This window comes from Leisingera sp. ABM4_060 (assembly GCF_056158765.1).
On sequence record NZ_JBSWTX010000001.1, the window covers coordinates 489,899 to 512,330 of the forward strand.

The window sequence follows — 22,432 nt, forward strand, 5'->3', positions numbered from 1 at the left end:
CTCTGTTTCCCCGAATAGTCGGTCCAGCCTCAACTGCCTGGCGGTGCCCTCGGGCCCGCCGGGCGCCTTTACGAAAACATCGCTTTTACTGGGAGGTCCGCGATGAGTGCCCCGAATATCCTGATCCTGATGGTTGACCAATTGAATGGGACACTCTTCCCGGATGGCCCGGCCGACTGGCTGCACGCGCCGAACCTCAAGAAACTGGCGGAACGCTCCGCCCGCTTCAAAAACGCCTATACCGCGTCGCCCTTGTGTGCACCGGGCCGGGCCTCCTTCATGTCCGGCCAGCTGCCGTCGCGCACCGGCGTCTATGACAACGCGGCTGAGTTCCGCAGCGACATCCCGACCTACGCCCACCACCTGCGCCGCGCGGGCTATTACACCTGCCTCTCGGGCAAGATGCACTTCGTCGGCCCCGACCAGCTGCACGGGTTCGAGGACCGCCTGACCACCGACATCTACCCGGCCGATTTCGGCTGGACTCCGGATTACCGCAAACCGGGTGAGCGGATCGACTGGTGGTACCATAACATGGGCAGCGTCACCGGGGCAGGGGTGGCGGAAACCTCCAACCAGATGGAATACGACGACGAGGTGGCCTACAACGCCACAGCCAAGCTCTATGAGCTGTCGCGCGGGCTGGACGACCGCCCATGGTGCGTCACCGTCTCCTTCACCCATCCGCATGATCCTTACGTGGCGCGCCGCAAGTACTGGGATCTCTATGAGGATTGCGAGCACCTGCTGCCCGAAGTTCCCGCCATGGACTACGAGGACCACGATCCCCACGCCAAGCGGATCTTTGACGCCAACGACTGGCGCAGCTTCGACATCAAAGAAGAAGACATCAAACGCTCCCGCCGCGCCTATTTCGCCAATATCTCTTATCTGGACGACAAGATCGGCGAGATCCTGAACGTGCTGGAAACCACCCGGCAGGAGGCGATCATCCTGTTTGTCTCCGACCACGGCGACATGCTGGGCGAGCGCGGCCTGTGGTTCAAGATGAGCTTCTACGAAGGCTCCTCGCGGGTGCCGCTGATGATCTCGGCGCCGGACCTGCCCGCGGGCCTCATCGAAACCCCGGTCTCCACACTGGACGTGACCCCGACGCTGGGTGCGCTGGCCGGTGTCGATATGGGTGAGATTGAACCCTGGACCGACGGCCAGAATCTGGTGCCGCTGGCCAATGGAACGGAGCGCACCGACCCGGTCGCCATCGAATACGCGGCTGAGGCGTCTTATGCGCCGCTGGTGTCGCTGCGCTATGGCAAGTGGAAGTACAACCGCTGCGCGCTGGACCCCGATCAGCTGTTTGATCTGGAGGCCGACCCGCACGAACTCAACAACCTTGCGGACGATCCGGCCCATGCCGGCACGCTGCAAACCCTGCGCGCCAAGTCAGAGGCCCGCTGGAACCTGGAGACCTTCGACGCAGACGTCCGCGCCAGCCAGGCCCGCCGCTGGGTCGTCTACGAGGCGCTGCGCCAGGGCGGCTATTACCCCTGGGACTACCAGCCGCTGCAAAAGGCCTCCGAGCGCTACATGCGCAACCACATGAATCTCGACAACCTCGAGGAAAGCAAACGCTTTCCCCGCGGCGAATAACCCGAAATCAGCATCCCGCCAGTTCTTCTGGCCCCAAATATCCCCGCCGGAGGCATGATATTATGACCCACCCCGCACAGCCCAAAGCCAGCCATTTCATCAATGGCGAATACGTCGAAGACACGTCCGGCACTCCGATCCCGGTGATCTACGCCGCGACCGGTGAGCAAATCGCCACCGTCTACGCCGCCACCCCGGCCATCGTCGAACAGGCGCTCTCCACCGCAAAGTCCGCCCAGAAAGAATGGGCCAAGATGACCGGCACCGAGCGCGGCCGCATCCTGCGCCGCGCCGCCGACATCATGCGCGAGCGCAACCACGAGCTCAGCGTGCTGGAAACCTACGACACCGGCAAGCCGCTGCAGGAAACCCTGGTCGCGGACGCCACTTCCGGCGCCGACGCGCTGGAATACTTCGGCGGCCTCGCGGCTTCGCTGACCGGCGAGCATATTCCGATGGGCGAAGACTGGGTTTACACCGTGCGTGAGGCACTGGGCCTCTGTGTCGGCATCGGTGCCTGGAACTACCCGACCCAGATCGCCTGCTGGAAAGGCGCGCCTGCGCTGGCCTGCGGCAACTCCATGGTGTTCAAACCCTCGGAAACCACCCCGCTCTGCGCCCTCAAAGTGGCCGAGATCCTGCACGAGGCCGGCCTGCCCGCGGGCCTTTACAATGTCGTCCAGGGCATGGGCGAGGTCGGCGGCGCGCTGGTCACCGATCCGCGCGTTGACAAGGTCTCGCTGACCGGCTCGGTGCCGACCGGCAAGAAGGTCTATGCCGCCGCTGCCGAAGGCATGAAGCACGTCACCATGGAGCTGGGCGGCAAGTCGCCGCTGATCATCTTCGACGACGCCGATGTGGACAATGCCGTCGGCGGCGCCATCAACGGCAACTTCTACTCCTCCGGCCAGGTCTGCTCCAACGGCACCCGCGTGTTTGTCCAGAAGGGCATCAAGGAAAAGTTCCTCGCCCGCCTGGCCGAGCGCACTGGCAATGCCGTGATCGGTGACCCGATGGATGAAGCCACCAGCTTTGGCCCGATGGTCACCGAAAACCAGATGAACATCGTGCTGGGCTACATCGAGAAGGGCAAAGAAGAGGGCGCCCGCGTTGTCTGCGGCGGCGCACGGGCAGACATGGACGGTTACTATATCCAGCCGACTGTGTTCGCCGATGTGACCGACGATATGACCATCGCCCGAGAGGAAATCTTCGGCCCGGTGATGTCGGTTCTCGACTTCGACACCGAAGAAGAAGTCATCGCCCGTGCCAACGACACCGAATTCGGCCTGTCCGCCGGCGTCTTCACCAGAGACTTCACCCGCGCCCACCGGGTGATCGGCCGGCTGGAGGCCGGCAGCTGCTTCATCAACTCCTACAATGACGCGCCGGTCGAGGCGCCGTTCGGCGGTGTGAAGGCGTCTGGTGTGGGCCGCGAGAACTCGAAAGAGGCGATCAAGCACTTCAGCCAGGTGAAGTCCGTCTACGTGCGCATGGGCGACGTCGAAGCGGCGTTCTGATTGCCCTTTTGGGCAACTCCCGCCCGCCCTCCCATTGCCCAAAAGGGCAATCAGGGCAGGGCGCATGACATCAGGTGCTGCCTGCCGGCGCGGGCAGCATCAAGGCAAAGCAAGGCAGAGCCGGGCAGGCAAGGCAGCACCCGGTCTCAGCAATGGAGAGACGCGATGAATGCGGATTATGTGGCCGATTATGTGATCGTCGGTGCCAGCTGGCGCGGCTGTGCCATGGCTTACCGGCTCAGCGAGGCGGGCAAGAAGGTCCTGATTATCGAACACGGCGGCACCGACGCCGGGCCGCTCATTCAGATGCCGGGGGCGCTCAGCTATCCGATGAACATGCCGCTTTATGATTGGGGCTACAAATCCCAGCCGGAACCGCATCTGGGCGGGCGCGAGCTGGTCTGCCCGCGCGGCAAGGTGATCGGCGGCTCCTCCTCGATCAACGGCATGGTCTATGTGCGCGGCCACGCGGGCGACTACAACCACTGGGCCGATAGCGGCGCGGCCGGCTGGTCCTATGCCGATGTGCTCCCGTATTTCAAACGCATGGAAACCTGGAACGACCGCGGCCACGGCGGCGATCCGGACTGGCGCGGCAAGGACGGCCCTCTGCATGTGACCCGCGGCCCCCGCGACAACCCGCTGCACGACGCCTTCGTCAAGGCGGGCGCGCAGGCCGGCTACCCAGTCACCCAGGACTACAACGGCGAGCAGCAGGAGGGCTTCGGCCCGATGGAGATGACGGTCCATCAGGGGCGCCGCTGGTCCGCTGCCAATGCCTACCTGCGCCCGGCACTGAAGCGCGAAAACTGCGACATGATCCGCGCCTTCGCCCGCAAGGTGGTGATCGAGGACGGCCGTGCGGTCGGCGTCGAGATCGAACGCGGCGGCAAGGTGGAGGTGATCCGCGCGGGCGCCGAGGTGATCCTGGCGGCCTCCTCGCTGAACTCCCCCAAGATGCTGATGCTCTCGGGCATCGGCCCGGCCAAGCACCTGGCCGAACACGGTATCGATGTGGTTGCTGACCGTCCCGGCGTCGGCCAGAACCTGCAGGACCACCTGGAGTTCTATTTCCAGTTCGCCTGCAAACTGCCGATCACCCTGTTCAAATACTGGAACCTGGTCGGCAAGGGCCTGGTCGGGGCACAGTGGCTGTTCACCAAGACCGGCCTGGGCGCCTCGAACCAGTTCGAAAGCGCCGCCTTCATCCGCTCCGACAAGGGGGTGGACTACCCGGATATCCAGTACCACTTCCTGCCCATCGCTGTCCGCTACGACGGCCAGGCCGCGGCAGAAGGCCATGGATTCCAGGCCCACGTCGGCCCGATGCGCTCGCCGTCGCGAGGCGAGGTCACCCTGGCCTCCGCCGATCCCAAGGACGCGCCCAAGATCCTGTTCAACTATATGTCGACCGAACAGGATTGGATCGACTTCCGCAAATGCGTGCGCCTCACGCGGGAGATCTTTGCCCAGGACGCGATGAAACCGTTCCTCAAGCACGAGATCCAGCCCGGCACCGATCTGCAGACCGACGATGAAATCGACGGCTTCCTGCGCGAGCACGTGGAAAGCGCCTATCATCCCTGCGGCACCTGCAAGATGGGCGCGGCCGATGATCCGATGGCGGTGGTCGACCCGGAATGCCGCGTCATCGGCGTTGACGGCCTGCGCGTCGCCGACAGCTCGATCTTCCCGCGCATCACCAACGGCAATCTCAACGGCCCTTCGATCATGACCGGCGAGAAGGCCTCCGACCACATCCTGGGCCGCCGTCTGCCGTCGTCGAACGCAGAGCCGTGGTTCAACCCGAACTGGCGCGAAGCGCAGCGCTGACCTGCGACGCACCAGCAAGCCGCCCGCCACCTCCCCACCGTGCGGGCGGCTTACTTTCCGCCTGAAAATCCGACCGGATGCCGCATCTTTTGATCCGCGTCAATGTGGCGGCGCTGCGGGGCGCATAACCTGTTCACGACCCTAATGAGAAGGAGCGGACAGGTGTCCAACACGCCCCATGAACTGGCCCAGGAATTCCCGGACAAGGCTGCGCTGATGAGCGAGCTGAAGACGTCCGACGCCCATTTCGCCAAGCTGGCGGATGAGTACCACGAAGTGAACCGTGCCGTGCACCGGGCCGAAACCAACGTGGAACCGGTGAGCGCCCAGGCCGAAACCGATATGCGCAAGCAGCGCGCCGCGCTGAAGGATGAGATCTGGGGGATCCTGTCCAAGGCCTGAAGCCGCCATTGCAAAACCGGACAGACGGGCGCCTCGGGCGCCCTTCTTAGTTGTTGCAGGCGGAACGGCGCCTGGAAACCGCCCGGAAGAGAATCACTTTGCTGCAAATTTGAAGCAGTTGGCGCTGCCGGACTGTGGCCGGATTTTGGCTCTTCCGGCGGCCATTGCGCCGCTTCCGGAAACAATGCGCCCCCGCAGGCGGACTGTTCCCGTAGCGTGGCCGAACATTAACCAATTTCCTCAAATTCTAGCTAAAATGGGGCGATCCCGCGCGCTTTGGTATAGTCTGGGTACAGCAAATGGATGCGCCTATATCCGGGCCGCCGCTTGAGTTTCGAGTTGAGGAGATGCCAGATGGAACAGACCTGCCAGACCGCTTTCGGTGAGGACATTCAGGGCATCGCTGCGGAGGCCAGCGACGCGGAAATCCTGGCAGCCGTCCGTCGGGTGCTGACCGCCGAGGAAATCAGCCATCCCGATATCGAACAGCCCGGAAAAACCTCCTTGGTTTCGGCGCTGCTCAGCAAGCTGCGCGGCTAAGACCGGCGCATTTCTTGACTGCGGGTTGCCACGGTGATCCCGGCACACCCTGTGTACAATTTGTAAAATTTGCCGACCACCCGATCTGTTCGATAAAGGGCCGTGTGAATCGCCCAAAAGGCTACGCGTGGACCTGCGGCCGCCATCTCCCCCCAGGTTGAATTGTTCAAAAGCGCTGCCTAGGCTGACCCGGTACTGGTTGTTCCGGAGCGCGGATCGTTGAAATTCTATCTGAAGTGTTTTCTTCCGTTCTGTATAGCCTTCGCGCAGCCAGCTGCTGCGGGGGAAACCCGAATGGATTGGCTGGCTAAGTCTCCTTTGATTGAGCGTTTGAAGCGGGATGGCGATTGGGAGGTTCAGTTCGGTGCCACCCGCGCCGATTACCGCTGTTTGTCTTGCGATGGGCGGGCCGAGGCGTCTATCGAAGTTATCGCGCCTTACACGGCCGGAGATTTTTCCTCCCCGAAGCAGCGCTACTTAGCCGAACGCGAGCGATACTGCGCCAGACTTGTTCAGCAGCAGGCCGGACGCTGTCTTGGGACCACCTCTACGCGGTACCGAGCTCTCCAGGGTTTTCATTCGGTACAGGAGCTGCCAGGCAGCCGTGTGACCGAAGTTGTGTTATTCAATCATGACAGGGAACACGGCCAGGAATTGATCAGAGGGCTGATTTCCAGGGATGCCACGGCTGACCCGGCCGGCAATCTGAGCCAGCTGTTCCAATTCCATATGGCCCGCTTGACACATTGGTTCTGACGGCTGCCTTCGTTTGAGCAGGCTTCAATCTGGCGGACCCAAGGATTTTCTGAAAATCCTTGGCAATTTTCTTATTTTAAGAAAATTGCGCCGCAAGCGGCGCCCTCAGCTCACCTCATAAGGCAGCACGCCGCGCTGGCCGGGGTTGATGGTCAGCCGCCGCTCCAAGGGCGGGACCGAGCGCTGGTGGCAGTCCTTGCGCTCACAGATCCGGCAGGAGATGCCAATCGGCTCATAAGCGCTGTCGTTGTTCACATCCAGATTGTCCGCATAGACCAGCGCGTCGGCATGGCGCACCTCGCATCCCAGCGCAATCGCATAGCGGCGCACCGGCGCGCCGTAAGAACCGCCCGGCTTTGACACGTCGCGCGCCAGCGAGATATAGCGCACACCGTCCGGTGTCTCCGCCAGCTGGCGCAGGAACCGGCCCGGGGTCTCAAACGCCCGGTGCACGTTCCACAGCGGGCAGGCGCCGCCGAACCGGGCAAACTGCAGCCGCGTGGCCGAGTGCCGCTTGGTGATGGTGCCGGCCTGATCCACGCGGACAAAGAAGAACGGCAGCCCCTTGGCGCCCGGCCGCTGAAGCGTCGACAGCCGGTGCGCAATCTGCTCGATCGAGGCGCCAAAGCGGATTGCCAGCAGCTCCAGGTCGTGGCGGCAGGCCTGCGCCGCCTCCAGGAACCGCGTGTAGGGCATCAGCGCAGCCCCGGCAAAATAATTGGCCAGGCCGATCTTGGCGATGGCCCGGGCCTCCTCGCTCTGGAATTTTGCAAAGTCCAGCGTCGCTTCCAGCAAAGTGTTTTGCCGCAGAAGTGCCACCTGCAACAGCATCTGGAACAGCTGCGTCTGCGGCGCCGAGCGGTTGGACAGATGCAGCACCTTGGCCGCGCCGTCATAATGCCGCAGCCCCTCCATCTCGGTTTGCCGCACGGTGATGCCGCCGCGCTCCAGCTCGGCCACCGCCGCCGCCCGGATGTCGCTGGTCGCGGCAAACCGCTCAGCCGCATGATCTACCGCGTCGATGTAGTTGTCGCAGTAATGGAAGAAATCCCGCACCTCTTCCCAAGGGGAAGCCTGGATGCGCGCATCCTCCCGCCCCAGCGCCTCATCCAAGGAGGCCAGCCGTTCATGGGTCTGCCGGTAGGCCCGGTGCAGCGACAGAAACGCCCGCGCCAGGGCCGGCGCATTTGATGCCGTCAGCCGCAGATCTGCCAAGGGTGGCGCATCATCGGCAAACACCGGGTCCGCCATCGCCTCGCGCATGTCGCTGACCAGCCGCTCGCTGTCGCCGGCGCTCAGCTCGGTCACATCCATGCCGAACTCCTGCGCCAGCGCCAGCACCACCGTGGTCGAGACCGGCCGGTTGTTGTTCTCCATCTGGTTCAGATAGGGCAGCGAGACCCCCAGCTTGGCGGCAAAGTCCTTCTGCGTCAGCTCCAGCCGCTGCCGCATCTCGCGCAGCTTGGCGCCGGCATAGAGTTTCTGGGTGGCCATGGGGCATGCCTTTGCAAAATCAATCCGTGCAGACTGTAGAATTGCAAAGTCCGGCCGGCAAGCCTGTGCCGCTCATTCTGCGCCGATCTGCCGCTCCCGCCAGACCACCAGCAGGATCGAGATCAGCCCGCAGACACCTGTGGCAAACATGATCGCCAGCAGCGGCACCGCGGTGGAGCCTGGCACCAGCAGCATGCCTGCAAAGGCGCTCAGCGCCGCGCCTGCACCGATCATGATCGCACCGCTCAGGCCCGAGGCGGTGCCCGCCAGATGCGGCCGCACCGAGATCGCGCCAGCGGTGGCATTGGGAATGGCCATGCCGTTGCCGATCCCGACAAAGCACATAAGGCCGAAGAACGTCCACACCGTATCGGCGCCGGCCGCTGCGATCAGCAGCGACACCAGTACGCCGCCGCCATTGACCATGCAGCCCCACAGCACCATCCGGTTGATGCCGATCCGGGTGGAATAGCGGCCGGATACGAAGTTGCCGGCGAAATACCCAACTGCGGGGGCGGAGAAAAAGACCCCCAGTTCTGCGGTGCTGAGGCCATAAACCTGGGTGCCGACAAACGGCGCGCCGCCCAGGTAGGCAAAGAAGGAGCCCGAGGCGAGGCCTGAGGCCAGCGAATAGCCCCAGAACCGCGGCGAGCGCAGCAGCTCGGGATACTCGCGGAACTGCGCGGTCAGCGTCTTGCCGCTCTTGCGGGCGGTCTCGCCGAAATCGGTGAAGGTGATGGCCAGCGTGGCGGCGCCCACCAGGAACAGCAGCCAGAAATTGGTCTTCCAGCCCATCCACTGGTCCAGGAAGCCGCCGATGGCCGGGCCGATCATCGGCACCACTGCCATGCCCATTGTGACATAGCCGATCATGCTGGCGGCCTGATCGGTGTCATACATGTCGCGCACCGCAGCACGGCTGAGGACCATGGTGGCGGCTACGACGGTCTGCGCCACCCGGAACATCAGGAAGGCTTCGGCGGTGGGCGCATAAATACAGCCCAGCGTCGCCAGCAGGAACAGCACAATGCTGGCCAGGATCACGGGCCGCCGCCCCATCTGGTCGGAAATCGGTCCGACAAAGATCTGCACCACCGCATTGCCCGCCAGATACAGTGCCACCGACAGCTGCATCAGCCGGTAATCGACCGCGTAATACTCCGCCATCCCCGCCAGCGACGGCAGATGCAGGTTCATGCCAAGCGCCGACAGGCCTGCCAGCAGGATCAGAGTGAAAATGCGCGGAGGGGTCCGCTGGCCGGAAACACGGGCTTTATATGTGGACATACCATCTGCCTTAGAGCAGCCCGCCGCCCGTGTCTATCGCGCATTCCGGGAGACACCTATGTGCATTGCCGGGCTGCGGTTGCAGCAGCCGGGGTTTGCTGATTTCCAACTTTGCCAACCTCATATGCAAACGATTTGCAAATTTGCGATAATGTCCTTTGGCTTCGCTGCGGCGCAATATATGGTCGCGCTGAAATCTACAGGGGACATGTGCCATGAAAGACATCCTTTCCGAGCTGGAAGACCGCCGCCAAGACGCGCGGCTGGGCGGCGGCCAGCGCCGCATCGACGCACAGCATGGGCGCGGCAAGCTGACAGCCCGCGAACGGATCGAGCTGTTGCTGGACGAGGGCAGCTTTGAAGAGTTCGACATGTTCATCGCCCACCGCTGCACCGATTTTGGCATGGAAGACAACAAGCCGGCAGGCGACGGCGTGGTCACCGGCTGGGGCACCATCAACGGCCGCCAGGTCTATGTCTTCTCCCAGGACTTCACCGTGCTCGGCGGCTCGGTCTCCGCCACCCACGCCCAGAAGATCTGCAAGATCATGGATATGGCAGTGCAGAACGGCGCGCCGGTGATCGGCATCAACGATTCCGGCGGTGCCCGCATCCAGGAAGGCGTCGACGCGCTGGCCGGCTACGCCGAGATTTTCCAGCGCAACATCATGGCCTCCGGCGTGATCCCGCAGATCTCCGTCATCATGGGCCCCTGCGCGGGCGGTGCGGTCTATAGCCCCGCGATGACCGACTTCATCTTCATGGTCAAAGACACCTCCTACATGTTCGTGACCGGCCCGGACGTGGTGAAAACCGTGACCAACGAGGTGGTGACGGCCGAGGAGCTGGGCGGCGCCTCCACCCACACTAAAAAATCCTCCGTCGCCGACGGCGCCTTTGAAAACGACGTCGAGGCGCTGGCCGAAGTGCGCCGCCTGGTCGACTTCCTGCCGCTGAACAACCGCGAAAAACCCCCGGTGCGCCCGTTCTTTGATGAACCCGGCCGCATCGAGAGCAGCCTCGACACGCTGATCCCGGAAAACCCCAACAGCCCCTACGACATGAAGGAGCTGATCACCAAGGTGGCGGACGAGGGCGACTTCTACGAGATCCAGGAAGATTTCGCCAAGAACATCATCACCGGCTTCATCCGTCTTGAGGGCCAGACCGTGGGTGTTGTCGCAAACCAGCCGATGGTGCTGGCGGGCTGCCTCGACATCGACTCCAGCCGCAAGGCCGCCCGCTTCGTGCGCTTCTGCGACTGCTTTGAGATCCCGATCCTGACCTTTGTTGACGTGCCGGGCTTCCTGCCGGGCACCTCCCAGGAATACGGCGGCGTCATCAAGCACGGCGCCAAGCTGCTGTTTGCCTATGGCGAAGCCACCGTGCCCAAGGTCACCGTGATCACCCGCAAGGCCTATGGCGGCGCCTATGACGTGATGGCCTCCAAGCACCTGCGCGGCGACTTCAACTACGCCTGGCCGACCGCCGAGATCGCGGTGATGGGCGCCAAGGGCGCCACCGAGATCATCCACCGCGCCGACCTCGGCGATGCGGAGAAGATCGCGGCCCACACCAAGGACTATGAAGACCGGTTTGCCAACCCGTTTGTGGCGGCAGAGCGCGGCTTCATCGACGAGGTGATCATGCCCCAGTCCACCCGCCGCCGGGTCGCCCGCGCCTTTGCTTCCCTGCGGGGCAAGCAGCTGAAGAACCCGTGGAAAAAACACGACAACATTCCGCTGTAATTGCGGCTGTAGAGCGGGGGCTGTCTGCCCCCGCGCCCCCGAGAGTATTTTCAACCAGAAAGAAGAGGGCGCTCCGGTCTTGTCCCGCAGCCGTTGGCATATCACGCAAAAGGAAGATGGGTTGACGCTGTCGCGCCGTCTGCCGGCGCGTTTCGACGTCGCGGCGGAGACGGTGCTGCCCGGCGGTGACCCCCTGCGGCTGGCCCACCAGGTCCGCCAGGACATGTGGCGCAAGCTGCAGCCGTTGCGCGGCTTTTCTCCGGTGGTGAACGTCACCGCGGAAGGGCAGGGGCTGCGGATCCGCGCGGGCGGGCAGGTGATGGGGCGGGTGCCTTCGAATGCGGCCCAGTTGATCGCGGATGTGCTGGAACACCCCGGCAACCGCGCCCGCTGGCTGCGCCATGCCACCAGGCGCAAGGGCGGCCTGTGCCCTGAAACCGGTTCGAAAGCGAAGAATCCGCACAAAATTGCGGCAAAAATTGACATGAAGAGCGAATCAGCCTCATGATCCGCGTCAGTCAAATTCAGACAGCGCGCGCTTTTTGTGCTGCGCCTGCAGCCCTGGCCGGAGGAGCCCGGGAAACCGGGGGCCGGGGCTGCAGACTTTTGGCGGCTTTCCCATTCGCTTTGTTCACCGCCGCAGCGGATGCCAGCGAGCCTGTTGCCGTGCCCTCGGGCCAGCAGGTGACGCTTGCCGAGGTATTGCTGGATGACGCGCCAGGCCAGACCTGGGTGCGGTTCCGCTTTGTGGCGCCGGATATCGCCCGCGGCTCCGGCACCGTCAGCTATGAGGCTGCGGCACCTGATATGGACCACCTTTGCGAGAAACTGGCGCTGCCCTACCTGGCGGAACACGGGCTGAAGCCCGCCCGGGTGGTGATTTCGCTGTCCGACCGGATGCTGCCCTTTGGCGCGCAGGACCCCGCCGCCACCCAGTTTTTCGAAGCATACCGCCCGCAAGACGCAAGCTGCATGTGGGAGGCTTTCTGATGCATCCACAACATCTTGCGCGGCATACTTCAGATAGGCGGATTCTTGCGGCATTGCAGCCACAACCCTGTCATTTGCCGCTATTGCCATGTGACTCGGGCGCAAACCCCGCTATCCTTGGCGCGGGCAGCCATCAGGCTGCCTTCACATTGAGGTTGAGGCACGCGGGCGGCGAGGCCCCCGCAGGTTTCGCATTTGTAATCAGGAGACAGAGATGTCCAAGAGCATCAAGCTTATCGCCATGGCAGGCCTGCTGGCCGCCGTTGCAGCCTGCGCCCAGCAGGAAGAAGAATTCGTCGTGGTCGAGCCCGAGCCGATCTCGCAAGAGCCGGCCTTCACCGGCAAATACAAGTAACGACCATAAGGGTCCGGCCCTGCGGCCGGCCCTTTCCCGCCCGCAGGGTGCCGGACAGGAGGCACCCAAATGCTGAAACACCGCGGGTTCCCGGGCCGTATGCCCGGCACCGATTTCCAATTCACCATCCGCCGCCCGAACCCCAAGGGGGTGACGCCGCTGACCCGGCGCGAGCGCTTCCGCGACCGCAAGAATGTCGACAAACGCGTCGACCTTACCTTCATGACGGCGCTGTGGGAGCACTTCGGCACCGAGCCGTTCGAGCGCGGCAACCTGGATGCCGGCCGCCTGAGCTGGCTGTTCGGCCGCGAGGTGGTGCCGGCCGAGGATCCCTTTGATCCCGAAAGCTATGAGGCGCTGCTGGTCATCGACGAGGCGGTTGCGCGCGCGTCCTTCCCGGAGGCGTTCGACTAATGGCTGAGCCCCGGACCAATAAAGCGCAACAGGCACCGCGGATCTCTCCGCGATGCCTGCCGCTGCGTCCGGGGGGACACATTCTAGAAGTTCAGCTGCACCGCAAACTGCACACGGTCACCGTCAAACGTGTTGCCGGAAATGGTGTCGTTGCGCTCGCCAAAGATATATTCGGCGCTCAGCGTCAGATTGTCGGTGGGGTTGAAGAAGGCGTTCACGTGAACGGTCTCCAGCTCGGTGAAGGACAGGCTGCCGGTCGAGGTCGCCAGATCGTAATCCTCGCGCCCGTAACCGATGCCGACGTTCCATTTCTCACCCAGGTCCTGGCGGAACTCGAGGGTGTAGCCCTCCACGTCGTTGGCCTGGCCGCCGACAACCGCATCGCCAAGGCCGATCAGCAGCGGCCCCAGCGCCTCGCCGTCCACATAAGTCGCCTGGAACAGCCCGCCGTCCCAGGGGCGGATCGAGCCCGACAGGGTCACACCGGTCTGATCAACCTCCACGCCGCCGCTTTCGACGGTGCCGGCCAGGCCCGCAATCCGCGCGGTGAACAGGTCATTGCTGTACTGGAAGGCCGCGGTGGCCACCGGATCGCTGGACGCCGAGACATTTTCCTCCAGCGACAGGCTGTAGTCGAAGCCGTCGCCAAAGCTGTTGCTGTAGCGGATCTGCGGCACCCGGGCAAAGGCGATGCCGACGGGGCCGTTGAACTCGACGCTGGTGGGGTATTCGCCCAGCGGCATGAAGTTGGTCCAGTACTGGCCGACCAGCCAGTTGTCGCCGATCTGAACATTGGCGTGGCGCAGCCGCAGCTCGGAGGTGCCGCCCGAGGCGAAAAGATCGAATTCCAGCTGGCCGCGCAGGGTGCCGAAATCGCTTTCGGTGGTGGTGCGCACGCCCAGCCGCGACTGGCGCACCGTGGCGCCGAATTCGCCGTCGGTGGCGTTGACCGGCTCGCCGATGTTGTTGACAAAGGCGGTGTCGCCCTGGGTGAAATCGAAATCGTAAAAGAAGTCGGCCTTGACGTAGCCGTAGATGTCGACGGCGGTATTGCCCAGCCGGAAATCGCCGGGGGCGCCGGTGACCTGCTGGTTCTCCGCTTCCAGGGCCTCGACCCGCGCGCGCAGTTCCTGCAATTCGGTACTTGTGTCCGCCTGCGCCAGCCCGGCGCTGCCGGCAAGTGCAGCAGCAGCCAGGGCAACACGCCCTTTATGCACCTGATTTATGGGGTTATCCCTCCTCCTTCAATGGTGTGCGGACACGCTTTCACGGACCGCAAACGGGGGGAAATGACATCAAGGCGAGCCATCGTGACTTCCAAAGCTTGGAAAAGTGATCAGAAATCACGCGGCATTGCCGGGTTTGTGAACCGATCGGTCAAGTATCTGCCAGTGCGGCAAATTCCGGCGCCGCTGCACCGCCTCTGTTCACGCGCGCATCAGCCGCTGGCCGCCCGCCGCCCGGATCCGCGCCAGGCCTGTCACGGCGATGTGACAGCGCCGTTGCGCTCTGGCGCCACTTGCTGCGGCACCAATCGCAGTTTCGGCGTGAAATTGCACATGGGCCTTCCAGTTCAGCAGGAATTTGCCCAAATCAAGCGCCTTGCATTTCAGGGGCTTACAGGGGGCGCAAGCCCGTGCATCGTGGGTCAAGCAGCGCAGCCACGCTGCAGTGCCGAGCATCTGTTCCGGCCCCTTCGCCTGAACGGGCAGGTTCGCGCCCCCATCCGCGGCCTGCCCGTCTTTTATCCCCTTCAGGCACTGGCGGAAGCTTGCCGTATACCCCCCCCAATGCGGCAAGCCTCCGCCCAACTTTCCGCCCCCGCGACGGAACCGTTGCCCCAGCCTGTCAAGCCTGCAAATTCCGCCGGGACACTGACGTCCCCGGAAGAAGGAAACTGGACATGCGGGCAAAAACTCTCATCGCGGCAGTCTCGCTGCTTGGCCTCGTGGCAGCCTGCGGCGACACCGCCGGCGAACGGATCGTTTACGGCGGCGGCGCCGGCGCAGCGGGCGCGCTGCTGCTGGATGCCAACCCGATCACCGGCGCCGCAATCGGCGTTGCGGCCAACCTCGTCTACTGCGAGCAAAACCCCCGCAAGTGCTAAGGCCGCGGCCGCAGCACATCTGAACAGCCGGCCCTATGGGGCCGCTCGTGACATCGCGCATGCGCCGTGCCTGGGTTCGCCCCGGGCGCGGCGTTTTGCATTCCGGAATGCCAAGGACCAAGGGCCAGAATACAAAGGGACCGCCTATGTTTGACAAGATCCTGATCGCCAACCGGGGCGAGATCGCCTGCCGCGTGATCAAAACCGCGCGCAAGATGGGCATCAAGACCGTTGCCATCTACTCCGACGCCGACAAGCAGGCCCTGCATGTGCAAATGGCGGATGAGGCCGTCCACATCGGCCCGCCGCCCGCCAACCAATCCTATATCGTCATCGACAAGGTGATGGAGGCGATCCGCGCAACCGGCGCCCAAGCCGTGCACCCGGGCTATGGCTTCCTGTCCGAGAACGCCAAATTCGCCGAGGCTCTGGAAGCTGAAGGCGTCGCCTTTGTCGGCCCCCCGGTCGGTGCCATCGAAAGCATGGGCGACAAGATCACCTCCAAGAAAATCGCGCAAGAAGCAGGCGTCTCCACCGTGCCCGGCTACATGGGTCTGATCGATGACGCCGACGAGGCCGTGCGGATCTCCAACGAAATCGGCTACCCGGTGATGATCAAGGCCTCCGCCGGCGGCGGCGGCAAGGGCATGCGGATCGCCTGGAACGACGAAGAGGCCCGCGAAGGCTTCCAGTCCTCCAAGAACGAGGCGGCGAACTCCTTTGGCGACGACCGGATCTTCATCGAGAAATTCGTCACCCAGCCGCGCCACATCGAAATCCAGGTGCTGTGCGACAAACACGGCAACGGCATTTACCTGGGTGAGCGCGAATGCTCGATCCAGCGCCGCAACCAGAAAGTCGTGGAAGAGGCCCCGTCGCCGTTCCTGGACGAGGAAACCCGCAAAGCGATGGGCGAGCAGGCCGTGGCATTGGCCAAGGCGGTGGGCTATTCCTCTGCCGGCACCGTGGAATTCATCGTCGACGGCGACAAGAATTTCTACTTTCTGGAAATGAACACCCGCCTGCAGGTGGAGCACCCGGTAACCGAGCTGATCACCGGCGTCGACCTGGTCGAACAGATGATCCGCGTCGCAGATGGCGGCGAGCTGCCCTTGCGCCAGGAAGACGTCAAACTCACCGGCTGGGCGATTGAAAACCGTCTTTATGCCGAAGATCCCTACCGTAACTTCCTGCCCTCCATCGGCCGCCTGACCCGCTACCGCCCGCCGGCAGAGGTCGCCGCCGGCCCGATGGCCGAAAACGGCACCTGGCATGGCGACGCGCCCACCGGCGCATCGGCGGTGCGCAACGATACCGGCGTCTATGAAGGCGGCGAGATCTCGATGTATTACGACCCGATGATCGCCAAGCTCTGCACCTGGGCCCCGACCCGCGGCGAGGCGATCGAAGCGATGCGCGTGGCGCTCGACAGCTTCGAGGTGGAGGGCATCGGCCACAACCTGCCGTTTGTGGCGGCGGTGATGGACCATCCGAAATTCGTCTCCGGCGACATGACCACCGCCTTCATCGCCGAGGAATACCCGGACGGTTTCGAAGGCGTCGAACTGCCCGAGGCCGACCTGCGCAAGATCGCAGCCTCCTGTGCCGCCATGCACCGGGTTGCCGAAATCCGCCGCACCCGCGTCTCCGGCCGGATGGACAACCACGAGCGCAAGGTGGGCACCGACTGGGTTGTTTCGTTGCAGGGCCAGTCCTTCAATGTGGTGACCGATGCCGACCGTGAAGGCGCCACCGTGCGCTTTGACGACGGTTCCGAACTGCGGGTGGCCTCCGACTGGACCCCGGGCGACCAGCTGGCCACTCTGGATGTCAGCGGCGAGACCCTGGTGCTGAAGGTCGGCAAAGTGACCCAGGGCTTCCGCGTCCGCTCCCGCGGTGCCGAGCTGACCGTCAAGGTGCGCACCCCGCGGCAGGCGGAACTGGCCGAGCTGATGCCGGAAAAACTGCCGCCGGACACCTCCAAGATGCTCTTGTGCCCGATGCCGGGCCTGATTGTGAAGGTCGACGTCGAAGTGGGGCAGGAGGTCCAGGAGGGCCAGGCCCTTTGCACCGTCGAGGCGATGAAGATGGAAAACATCCTGCGCGCCGAACGCAAAGGTGTCGTCTCCAAGATCAACGCGGGCGCCGGCGACAGCCTGGCGGTCGACGATGTGATCATGGAATTCGAATAATGCACCTTGGGGCAGGCACATATGCAGACGGGCAGGCGGGTTTTCCCGCCCCCGTTGGCGTGCCTGCCCCTCTCCGCATGGCTGCATGCACGAAATCTTCAGGAATTTCTGCGACACTGACACGGTTTGACGACTTCAAGGTGCCGCATGATACGTCTCCTGACCTGCTTTCTGGCCGCATTGGCCATCCTGTCCGGCTGCGCGCTCGACAAGGAGGACGCCCTGCGCGCCCAGTTGTCCGCCTGGGTCGAACTGGGGGAGACCTATTTCTTCCAATCCTCATCCAGCTGCACGGCAGCGGTGTTCCACACCGCCGAAAGCCCGCGCATCACCTCGATGCTGGACCGCGCCCGCTCGATCGAAACCGGCATGAAGATGCTGGATGCGGGCAAGCCGGTGGTCTTTGCGGTCTCGGGCAAATCCCCCAACGCGGTGACCGAGGACATCATGTCCCGCAACCTGCCGCAGGGGCTGGGGGTGCTGAATTCCGGCCTCGCGGGGGTCAACTGCATGTCGGATCTGGTGAAATCAATCTACTATCAGGCGATCCGCAACCCGGCGTCCAATCTGGTCTTTGTGCCCGACGGCCACGCCATGCTGGTGCTGGACAAACAGGCGATGGCGCTGATCTACGTCCGCGGCAACGGCTGACTGCTCAGCCGCCGCGCCGCTCTTCCACTTCGCGCAGCCGGTCGGGGAATTTGTCGATGGTGCGGCTGAGCTCGCGCACCGTCCACGGGTGCGGCTTGCGCAGCTTGACGCCGCCGTCCTTGCCCAGCAGCACCAGCATGAAGCCGCGCGGCCGCAGTTTCTTGCGCAGGGCCGATTTCGCGGCCGGGTCGGTATCCGTCAGCACCACCACGTCACGCGCCCGCAAGGCGTCCTCGCCCTGTATCAGCCGCTCCATCTGCTCTTGGAACCGCGGGTCTTCGGAACTGTCGGCAAACACCACCACCGGGCGGTGCGTCCATTGGAAATCTGCCAGCGCCGCATCATACCCGGGCTGGATCAATTCGGGTGTGCTGCCGTCGGCAGCCGCAGCCGCCACCGGAAGAAAACCTGCCAAAACAACGCTTAGGATTGCTCTCATGATCTCTCCTGTTGTGTTGAATATATGGTCCGCGGCGGCAAATGCGACTGAGAAATCCGTGACTTGGTCAAAAAATATCATCGTTAACGGGATAATGAGGGGTTGCCGGCCATGATTGCGCAATTCCCCTTGACCGGGCTGCGGCCTGCGGCCCTCCATCAGAGGTTCCGTGCTACGATGAAAGTGATCCTTCATATTGGCGCCCACCGCTGCGCCACCACCTCGTTCCAGGAATACATGCGCCAGAACGCGCAAGGCCTTGGCAAACAGGGCATCGGCTTCTGGGGCCCGTTCCGCACCCGGAACGGGTTGTTCCACGGCATTCAGCCAGGACCCGCCCGCGTGACCGGCCGCAACCTGGCGCAGCGTGCCCGCGGGCGGCTGCAGATCCAGCTGGCAACTTGCCGGGACAACGGTGTGCATCAGCTGCTGGTCAGCGAAGAAAACATGATGGGCACAATCCGCGAGAACCTGCGCCTCGGCGACCTTTACGGCGGCGTTGGAGAGCGGATGGCGCGGTTCTCCCAGGCGTTTGGCCGCACCGTTTCCGATGTGGCGCTCAGCATCCGCAGCCTGGACAGCTACTGGACGTCGGCGCTGGCCTATGCGGTCGCCCGCGGCCACCGGGTGCCGTCGCCTGCGCAGCTGGACCGGCTGGCGCAGGCGCCGCGCAGCTGGCGCGACGTGATCACCGATATTGCCTGCGCGGTGCCGGATGCACGCCTGCAGGTGCTGCCGTTCGAAACCTTCGGCTCCCGGCCCGAGGCGCAGCTGGAGGCGCTGACCGGAGCTGAGGCGCCCAAGACCCATGCGCGGGTGCGGCTCAACGCCTCGCTCTGCCTGCAGGACCTCAAGGCCAGCGTGCCCGGGTCCACCGCCGCCAAGCTGCCCCAAGGAACGGGCCGCTGGCGCCCCTTTGACGACACGCAGGCCGCACTCCTGCGTGAACGCTATGCCGACGACATGATGTGGCTGGCAGCCGGTGCCGATGGCGCCGCCTCGCTGGTCTTTGACCCGGATAAACTGGCGGCGGGCCTGAACCCGCCCCGTACCGACCTGACAAGAGGAAGACCTGATGACAAACAAAGACGAATGGCGGGCTCTGGCTGAGAAAGAGCTGCGCGGACGGGCGGTTGATGACCTCAACTGGCAGACGCTGGAAGGCATCGAGGTCAAACCGCTCTACACTGAGGAAGACACCAAAGAGCTGCCCCATATGGGCACTCTGCCGGGCTTTGGCCCCTTCACCCGCGGGGTGAAGGCGACCATGTACGCAGGCCGCCCCTGGACCATCCGCCAGTACGCGGGCTTCTCCACTGCGGAAGAATCCAACGCCTTCTACCGCCGCAACCTGGCCGCGGGCCAGCAAGGGGTTTCGGTTGCCTTCGACCTTGCGACCCACCGCGGCTATGACAGCGACCACCCCCGCGTGGTCGGCGATGTCGGCAAGGCCGGCGTCGCCATAGATTCTGTCGAGGACATGAAGATCCTGTTCGACGGCATCCCGCTCGACAAGGTCTCGGTCTCGATGACCATGAACGGCGCGGTGATCCCGGTGCTGGCCTCCTTCATCGTCGCAGGCGAGGAGCAGGGCCACGACAAATCGGTCCTCGCGGGCACCATTCAGAACGACATTCTGAAGGAGTTCATGGTCCGCAACACCTATATCTACCCGCCGGAACCCTCGATGCGGATCATCTCCGACATCATCGAGTACACCTCGAACGAGATGCCCAAGTTCAACTCGATCTCGATCTCCGGCTACCACATGCAGGAGGCCGGCGCGAATCTGGTGCAGGAGCTGGCCTATACCATCGCCGACGGACGCGAATATGTGCGCGCCGCACTGAATGCCGGCATGGATGTGGACAAATTCGCAGGCCGCCTCAGCTTCTTCTTTGCGATCGGCATGAACTTCTTCATGGAAATCGCCAAGCTGCGCGCCGCCCGCACCCTGTGGCACCGGGTGATGACTGAGTTTGGCGCCAAGTCCGAACGCTCCAAGATGCTGCGCACCCACTGCCAGACGTCCGGTGTCTCCTTGCAGGAGCAGGACCCCTATAACAACGTGATCCGCACCGCCTATGAGGCGATGTCGGCGGTTCTGGGCGGCACCCAAAGCCTGCACACCAACGCGCTGGACGAAGCCATCGCGCTGCCGACGGATTTCTCCGCCCGCATCGCCCGCAACACCCAGCTGGTGCTGCAGGAGGAAACCGGCGTCACCAATGTGGTCGATCCGCTGGCCGGCTCCTACTACATCGAAAGCCTCACCAACGACCTCATCGAAAAAGCCTGGGCGCTGATGGAAGAGGTTGAGGAAATGGGCGGCATGACCAAGGCTGTCGAGAGCGGCATGCCCAAACTGCGCATCGAAGAGTCGGCAGCCCGCCGCCAGGCGATGGTCGACCGCGGCGACGAGGTTGTGGTTGGCGTCAACAAGTACCGCAAGGACAAGGAAGACCCGATCGACATCCTCGACGTCGACAACCACGCGGTGCGCGACGCCCAGATCGCCCGGCTTGAGAAAATGCGCGCCGGGCGCGACGAGGCAGCCTGCCAGGCCGCCCTCGATGAACTCACCCGCCGCGCCGAGGCCGGCAGCGGCAACCTTCTTGAAGCCGCAGTCGAAGCCGCCCGCGCGCGGGCCTCAGTCGGAGAAATCTCCATGGCGATGGAAAAGGAATTCGGCCGCCACCGTGCGGAAGTGAAGACTTTGGCAGGCGTCTATGGCGCGGCCTATGAGGGCGACGAAGGCTTTGCCGCGATCCAGAAATCGATCGAGGACTTCGCCGAAGAAGAAGGCCGCCGCCCGCGTCTGCTGGTGGTCAAGATGGGCCAGGACGGCCACGACCGCGGCGCCAAGGTGATCGCGACCGCCTTTGCCGACATCGGCTTTGACGTCGACGTGGGCCCGCTGTTCCAAACGCCCGCCGAGGCCGCCCAGGACGCCATCGACAACGATGTCCACGTGATCGGCATCTCGTCCCAGGCTGCAGGCCATAAGACGCTGGCACCCCAGCTGGTCGAGGCGCTGGAAGCCGAAGGCGCAGGCGACATCATCGTGATCTGCGGCGGCGTCATTCCGCAGCAGGACTACGAGTTCCTGTACTCGAAGGGCGTCAAGGCCATCTTCGGCCCCGGCACCAACATCCCGGAAGCCGCCCAGGACATCCTGCGCCTGATCCGCGAAGCGCGCAGCTGAGCAGAGCAGGGGGGCTTCCAGCCCCCCTGACCCCCCGGGGAGTATTTTTACCAGAAAGAAACGGGATGCCACATAATGGGGCGGTCTGGAGTTGCCCGGAAGGATTACCTAACGTCGAATGAGAGTGCCCGCAAAAATTGGGACTTGAGGGCTCGTGCAAAAGTATTCTGAGGGTATCGAGCTCAGGCGATGTAACCGCCTGCAGCTAGGCGTTTTTTCAGCCGGTAGTCAAAGTCTACAGTCTGCTGCTTGAATTCAAAATTTGGATTAGCATGCATTCCTCTGGCCATAGTAATGGCCCCGTCGACTGCCCAAGCCATTAACTCTCGAAACAGCAATGTCATTTTTTCTTGCTCCTCAAACGACTTGAAGTAGTCATCGGAGGGGATATCAAAAGTGCGATCTTCGCAGGTTTCGGCTTCCAGATCAAAAAACGTAGCTGTCCATTGCGTATGATGGCCGATGTTGGTGATCACCAAGTCCGTACCTGGGTTCGCCTCACTTAACCGGTCAAGCACATCGTTGTGTAGGCGGGATGCATCGTTTGGATGCGAAAAAACAATCGAAGTACCATGATACTGCATTAAATACGCTTGATTGACGTGCATTGGAATGGGCACAAAATGATACGGACTTCTGGATCTGCCGTCCGAATGGTGGGCGCCTTATAGGGTTCTTCTGCATGCTGGTAGTCCATCCAGAACTCCAGCCCGTCACTGGTTTTGTAGGTCACTGCGTCCTTGGGCGGTGTAAGCCTGTTCATTTTGGTCTTCCCGTTAGAGATGACTGCACTTTAAGCCGCCCAGTTGCGTCATTGTAAGGTTCAACCGTGCCTGCTGGCGGTAAATCCCGCCTTGCACCCCGCCGCTGTCCCGCTAGTCTCAGCCC

General features: G+C 63.3%; 21 protein-coding genes. 16 read left to right on the forward strand and 5 right to left on the reverse strand.

Annotated features, from left to right (window positions below; all coding sequences use genetic code 11):
• The first annotated feature begins 102 nt into the window (after window positions 1–102).
• From betC to ACXAEH_RS02435, 6 genes are all read left to right on the forward strand, one after another.
• Entirely contained in the window at window positions 103–1,611 is a 1,509-nt protein-coding gene (gene betC, locus ACXAEH_RS02410; protein WP_475030898.1) for a choline-sulfatase, read from the forward strand.
• Between the two features lie 62 nt (window positions 1,612–1,673).
• On the forward strand, window positions 1,674–3,131 hold the full coding sequence (gene betB / locus ACXAEH_RS02415; RefSeq protein ID WP_475030899.1) for a betaine-aldehyde dehydrogenase: 1,458 nt from the start codon (window positions 1,674–1,676) through the stop codon (window positions 3,129–3,131).
• Window positions 3,132–3,296: 165 nt separating this feature from the next.
• A complete protein-coding gene (gene betA / locus ACXAEH_RS02420) occupies window positions 3,297–4,964 on the forward strand; it encodes a choline dehydrogenase (protein WP_475030900.1) in 1,668 nt (555 codons plus the stop codon).
• Between the two features lie 162 nt (window positions 4,965–5,126).
• On the forward strand, window positions 5,127–5,366 hold the full coding sequence (locus tag ACXAEH_RS02425) for an HP1242/YdcH family protein (RefSeq protein WP_475030901.1): 240 nt from the start codon (window positions 5,127–5,129) through the stop codon (window positions 5,364–5,366).
• Between the two features lie 354 nt (window positions 5,367–5,720).
• Window positions 5,721–5,906, forward strand: coding sequence for a hypothetical protein (locus ACXAEH_RS02430; RefSeq protein ID WP_475030902.1), 186 nt, complete (start codon window positions 5,721–5,723; stop codon window positions 5,904–5,906).
• 294 nt (window positions 5,907–6,200) lie between these two features.
• Window positions 6,201–6,662 (forward strand): hypothetical protein, encoded by a 462-nt coding sequence (locus tag ACXAEH_RS02435; protein ID WP_475030903.1) that lies wholly within the window; start codon window positions 6,201–6,203, stop codon window positions 6,660–6,662.
• Between the two features lie 105 nt (window positions 6,663–6,767).
• On the opposite strand, the gene ACXAEH_RS02440 is transcribed toward ACXAEH_RS02435, so the two are convergent.
• Together ACXAEH_RS02440 and ACXAEH_RS02445 are read right to left on the reverse strand one after the other, a co-directional pair.
• A complete protein-coding gene (locus ACXAEH_RS02440) occupies window positions 6,768–8,156 on the reverse strand; it encodes a helix-turn-helix domain-containing protein (RefSeq protein WP_475030904.1) in 1,389 nt (462 codons plus the stop codon).
• Window positions 8,157–8,228: 72 nt separating this feature from the next.
• Complete coding sequence (locus ACXAEH_RS02445; protein ID WP_475030905.1) at window positions 8,229–9,443, reverse strand: multidrug effflux MFS transporter; 1,215 nt, start codon at window positions 9,441–9,443, stop codon at window positions 8,229–8,231.
• Window positions 9,444–9,658: 215 nt separating this feature from the next.
• On the opposite strand from ACXAEH_RS02445, the gene ACXAEH_RS02450 reads away from it, so the two are divergent.
• The 5 genes from ACXAEH_RS02450 to ACXAEH_RS02470 all read left to right on the forward strand — a co-directional run bounded on the left by ACXAEH_RS02450 (window position 9,659) and on the right by ACXAEH_RS02470 (window position 12,950).
• Entirely contained in the window at window positions 9,659–11,191 is a 1,533-nt protein-coding gene (locus ACXAEH_RS02450; protein WP_475030906.1) for an acyl-CoA carboxylase subunit beta, read from the forward strand.
• Between the two features lie 121 nt (window positions 11,192–11,312).
• Complete coding sequence (locus ACXAEH_RS02455; RefSeq protein WP_475030907.1) at window positions 11,313–11,699, forward strand: hypothetical protein; 387 nt, start codon at window positions 11,313–11,315, stop codon at window positions 11,697–11,699.
• A gap of 119 nt (window positions 11,700–11,818) precedes the next feature.
• A complete protein-coding gene (locus ACXAEH_RS02460) occupies window positions 11,819–12,181 on the forward strand; it encodes a DUF6497 family protein (protein ID WP_475030908.1) in 363 nt (120 codons plus the stop codon).
• A 214-nt stretch (window positions 12,182–12,395) separates the two neighbouring features.
• A complete protein-coding gene (locus ACXAEH_RS02465; RefSeq protein WP_475030909.1) occupies window positions 12,396–12,536 on the forward strand; it encodes a hypothetical protein in 141 nt (46 codons plus the stop codon).
• A gap of 69 nt (window positions 12,537–12,605) precedes the next feature.
• Window positions 12,606–12,950, forward strand: coding sequence for a hypothetical protein (locus ACXAEH_RS02470; protein WP_475030910.1), 345 nt, complete (start codon window positions 12,606–12,608; stop codon window positions 12,948–12,950).
• 83 nt (window positions 12,951–13,033) lie between these two features.
• Here the strand turns inward: ACXAEH_RS02470 and ACXAEH_RS02475 are convergent, their stop codons facing one another.
• Window positions 13,034–14,167, reverse strand: a complete 1,134-nt coding sequence (locus ACXAEH_RS02475; RefSeq protein ID WP_475030911.1) for a DcaP family trimeric outer membrane transporter — start codon at window positions 14,165–14,167, stop codon at window positions 13,034–13,036.
• Window positions 14,168–14,853: 686 nt separating this feature from the next.
• Between ACXAEH_RS02475 and ACXAEH_RS02480 the strand changes: the two genes are divergently transcribed.
• The 3 genes from ACXAEH_RS02480 to ACXAEH_RS02490 all read left to right on the forward strand — a co-directional run bounded on the left by ACXAEH_RS02480 (window position 14,854) and on the right by ACXAEH_RS02490 (window position 17,900).
• A complete protein-coding gene (locus ACXAEH_RS02480; RefSeq protein ID WP_475030912.1) occupies window positions 14,854–15,057 on the forward strand; it encodes a hypothetical protein in 204 nt (67 codons plus the stop codon).
• 146 nt (window positions 15,058–15,203) lie between these two features.
• Window positions 15,204–17,249, forward strand: coding sequence for an acetyl-CoA carboxylase biotin carboxylase subunit (locus tag ACXAEH_RS02485; protein ID WP_475030913.1), 2,046 nt, complete (start codon window positions 15,204–15,206; stop codon window positions 17,247–17,249).
• Between the two features lie 147 nt (window positions 17,250–17,396).
• Complete coding sequence (locus ACXAEH_RS02490) at window positions 17,397–17,900, forward strand: hypothetical protein (RefSeq protein WP_475030914.1); 504 nt, start codon at window positions 17,397–17,399, stop codon at window positions 17,898–17,900.
• A gap of 4 nt (window positions 17,901–17,904) precedes the next feature.
• Here the strand turns inward: ACXAEH_RS02490 and ACXAEH_RS02495 are convergent, their stop codons facing one another.
• Window positions 17,905–18,339: a DUF4174 domain-containing protein gene (locus tag ACXAEH_RS02495; RefSeq protein WP_475030915.1), complete on the reverse strand. Its 435-nt coding sequence runs from the start codon at window positions 18,337–18,339 to the stop codon at window positions 17,905–17,907.
• 177 nt (window positions 18,340–18,516) lie between these two features.
• Between ACXAEH_RS02495 and ACXAEH_RS02500 the strand changes: the two genes are divergently transcribed.
• Both ACXAEH_RS02500 and scpA read left to right on the forward strand, forming a co-directional pair.
• Complete coding sequence (locus ACXAEH_RS02500) at window positions 18,517–19,449, forward strand: hypothetical protein (RefSeq protein WP_475030916.1); 933 nt, start codon at window positions 18,517–18,519, stop codon at window positions 19,447–19,449.
• Entirely contained in the window at window positions 19,415–21,544 is a 2,130-nt protein-coding gene (gene scpA / locus ACXAEH_RS02505; RefSeq protein WP_475030917.1) for a methylmalonyl-CoA mutase, read from the forward strand. The genes ACXAEH_RS02500 and scpA overlap by 35 nt, the downstream gene beginning before the upstream one ends.
• Window positions 21,545–21,726: 182 nt before the next feature.
• On the opposite strand, the gene ACXAEH_RS02510 is transcribed toward scpA, so the two are convergent.
• Window positions 21,727–22,152 (reverse strand): hypothetical protein, encoded by a 426-nt coding sequence (locus ACXAEH_RS02510; protein ID WP_475030918.1) that lies wholly within the window; start codon window positions 22,150–22,152, stop codon window positions 21,727–21,729.
• Window positions 22,153–22,432: the final 280 nt, after the last annotated feature.

Excerpts from the sequence above, each read along its gene's own strand:
- betC (WP_475030898.1), top strand. The coding sequence starts at position 103 with ATGAGTGCCCCGAATATCCTGATCCTGATGGTTGACCAATTGAATGGG.
- betB (WP_475030899.1), top strand. The coding sequence starts at position 1,674 with ATGACCCACCCCGCACAGCCCAAAGCCAGCCATTTCATCAATGGCGAA.
- betA (WP_475030900.1), top strand. The coding sequence starts at position 3,297 with ATGAATGCGGATTATGTGGCCGATTATGTGATCGTCGGTGCCAGCTGG.
- ACXAEH_RS02430 (WP_475030902.1), top strand. The coding sequence starts at position 5,721 with ATGGAACAGACCTGCCAGACCGCTTTCGGTGAGGACATTCAGGGCATC.
- ACXAEH_RS02435 (WP_475030903.1), top strand. The coding sequence starts at position 6,201 with ATGGATTGGCTGGCTAAGTCTCCTTTGATTGAGCGTTTGAAGCGGGAT.
- ACXAEH_RS02440 (WP_475030904.1), bottom strand. The coding sequence starts at position 8,156 with ATGGCCACCCAGAAACTCTATGCCGGCGCCAAGCTGCGCGAGATGCGG.
- ACXAEH_RS02445 (WP_475030905.1), bottom strand. The coding sequence starts at position 9,443 with ATGTCCACATATAAAGCCCGTGTTTCCGGCCAGCGGACCCCTCCGCGC.
- ACXAEH_RS02450 (WP_475030906.1), top strand. The coding sequence starts at position 9,659 with ATGAAAGACATCCTTTCCGAGCTGGAAGACCGCCGCCAAGACGCGCGG.
- ACXAEH_RS02465 (WP_475030909.1), top strand. The coding sequence starts at position 12,396 with ATGTCCAAGAGCATCAAGCTTATCGCCATGGCAGGCCTGCTGGCCGCC.
- ACXAEH_RS02470 (WP_475030910.1), top strand. The coding sequence starts at position 12,606 with ATGCTGAAACACCGCGGGTTCCCGGGCCGTATGCCCGGCACCGATTTC.
- ACXAEH_RS02480 (WP_475030912.1), top strand. The coding sequence starts at position 14,854 with ATGCGGGCAAAAACTCTCATCGCGGCAGTCTCGCTGCTTGGCCTCGTG.
- ACXAEH_RS02485 (WP_475030913.1), top strand. The coding sequence starts at position 15,204 with ATGTTTGACAAGATCCTGATCGCCAACCGGGGCGAGATCGCCTGCCGC.
- ACXAEH_RS02490 (WP_475030914.1), top strand. The coding sequence starts at position 17,397 with ATGATACGTCTCCTGACCTGCTTTCTGGCCGCATTGGCCATCCTGTCC.
- ACXAEH_RS02495 (WP_475030915.1), bottom strand. The coding sequence starts at position 18,339 with ATGAGAGCAATCCTAAGCGTTGTTTTGGCAGGTTTTCTTCCGGTGGCG.
- ACXAEH_RS02500 (WP_475030916.1), top strand. The coding sequence starts at position 18,517 with ATGAAAGTGATCCTTCATATTGGCGCCCACCGCTGCGCCACCACCTCG.
- scpA (WP_475030917.1), top strand. The coding sequence starts at position 19,415 with ATGACAAACAAAGACGAATGGCGGGCTCTGGCTGAGAAAGAGCTGCGC.
- ACXAEH_RS02510 (WP_475030918.1), bottom strand. The coding sequence starts at position 22,152 with ATGCACGTCAATCAAGCGTATTTAATGCAGTATCATGGTACTTCGATT.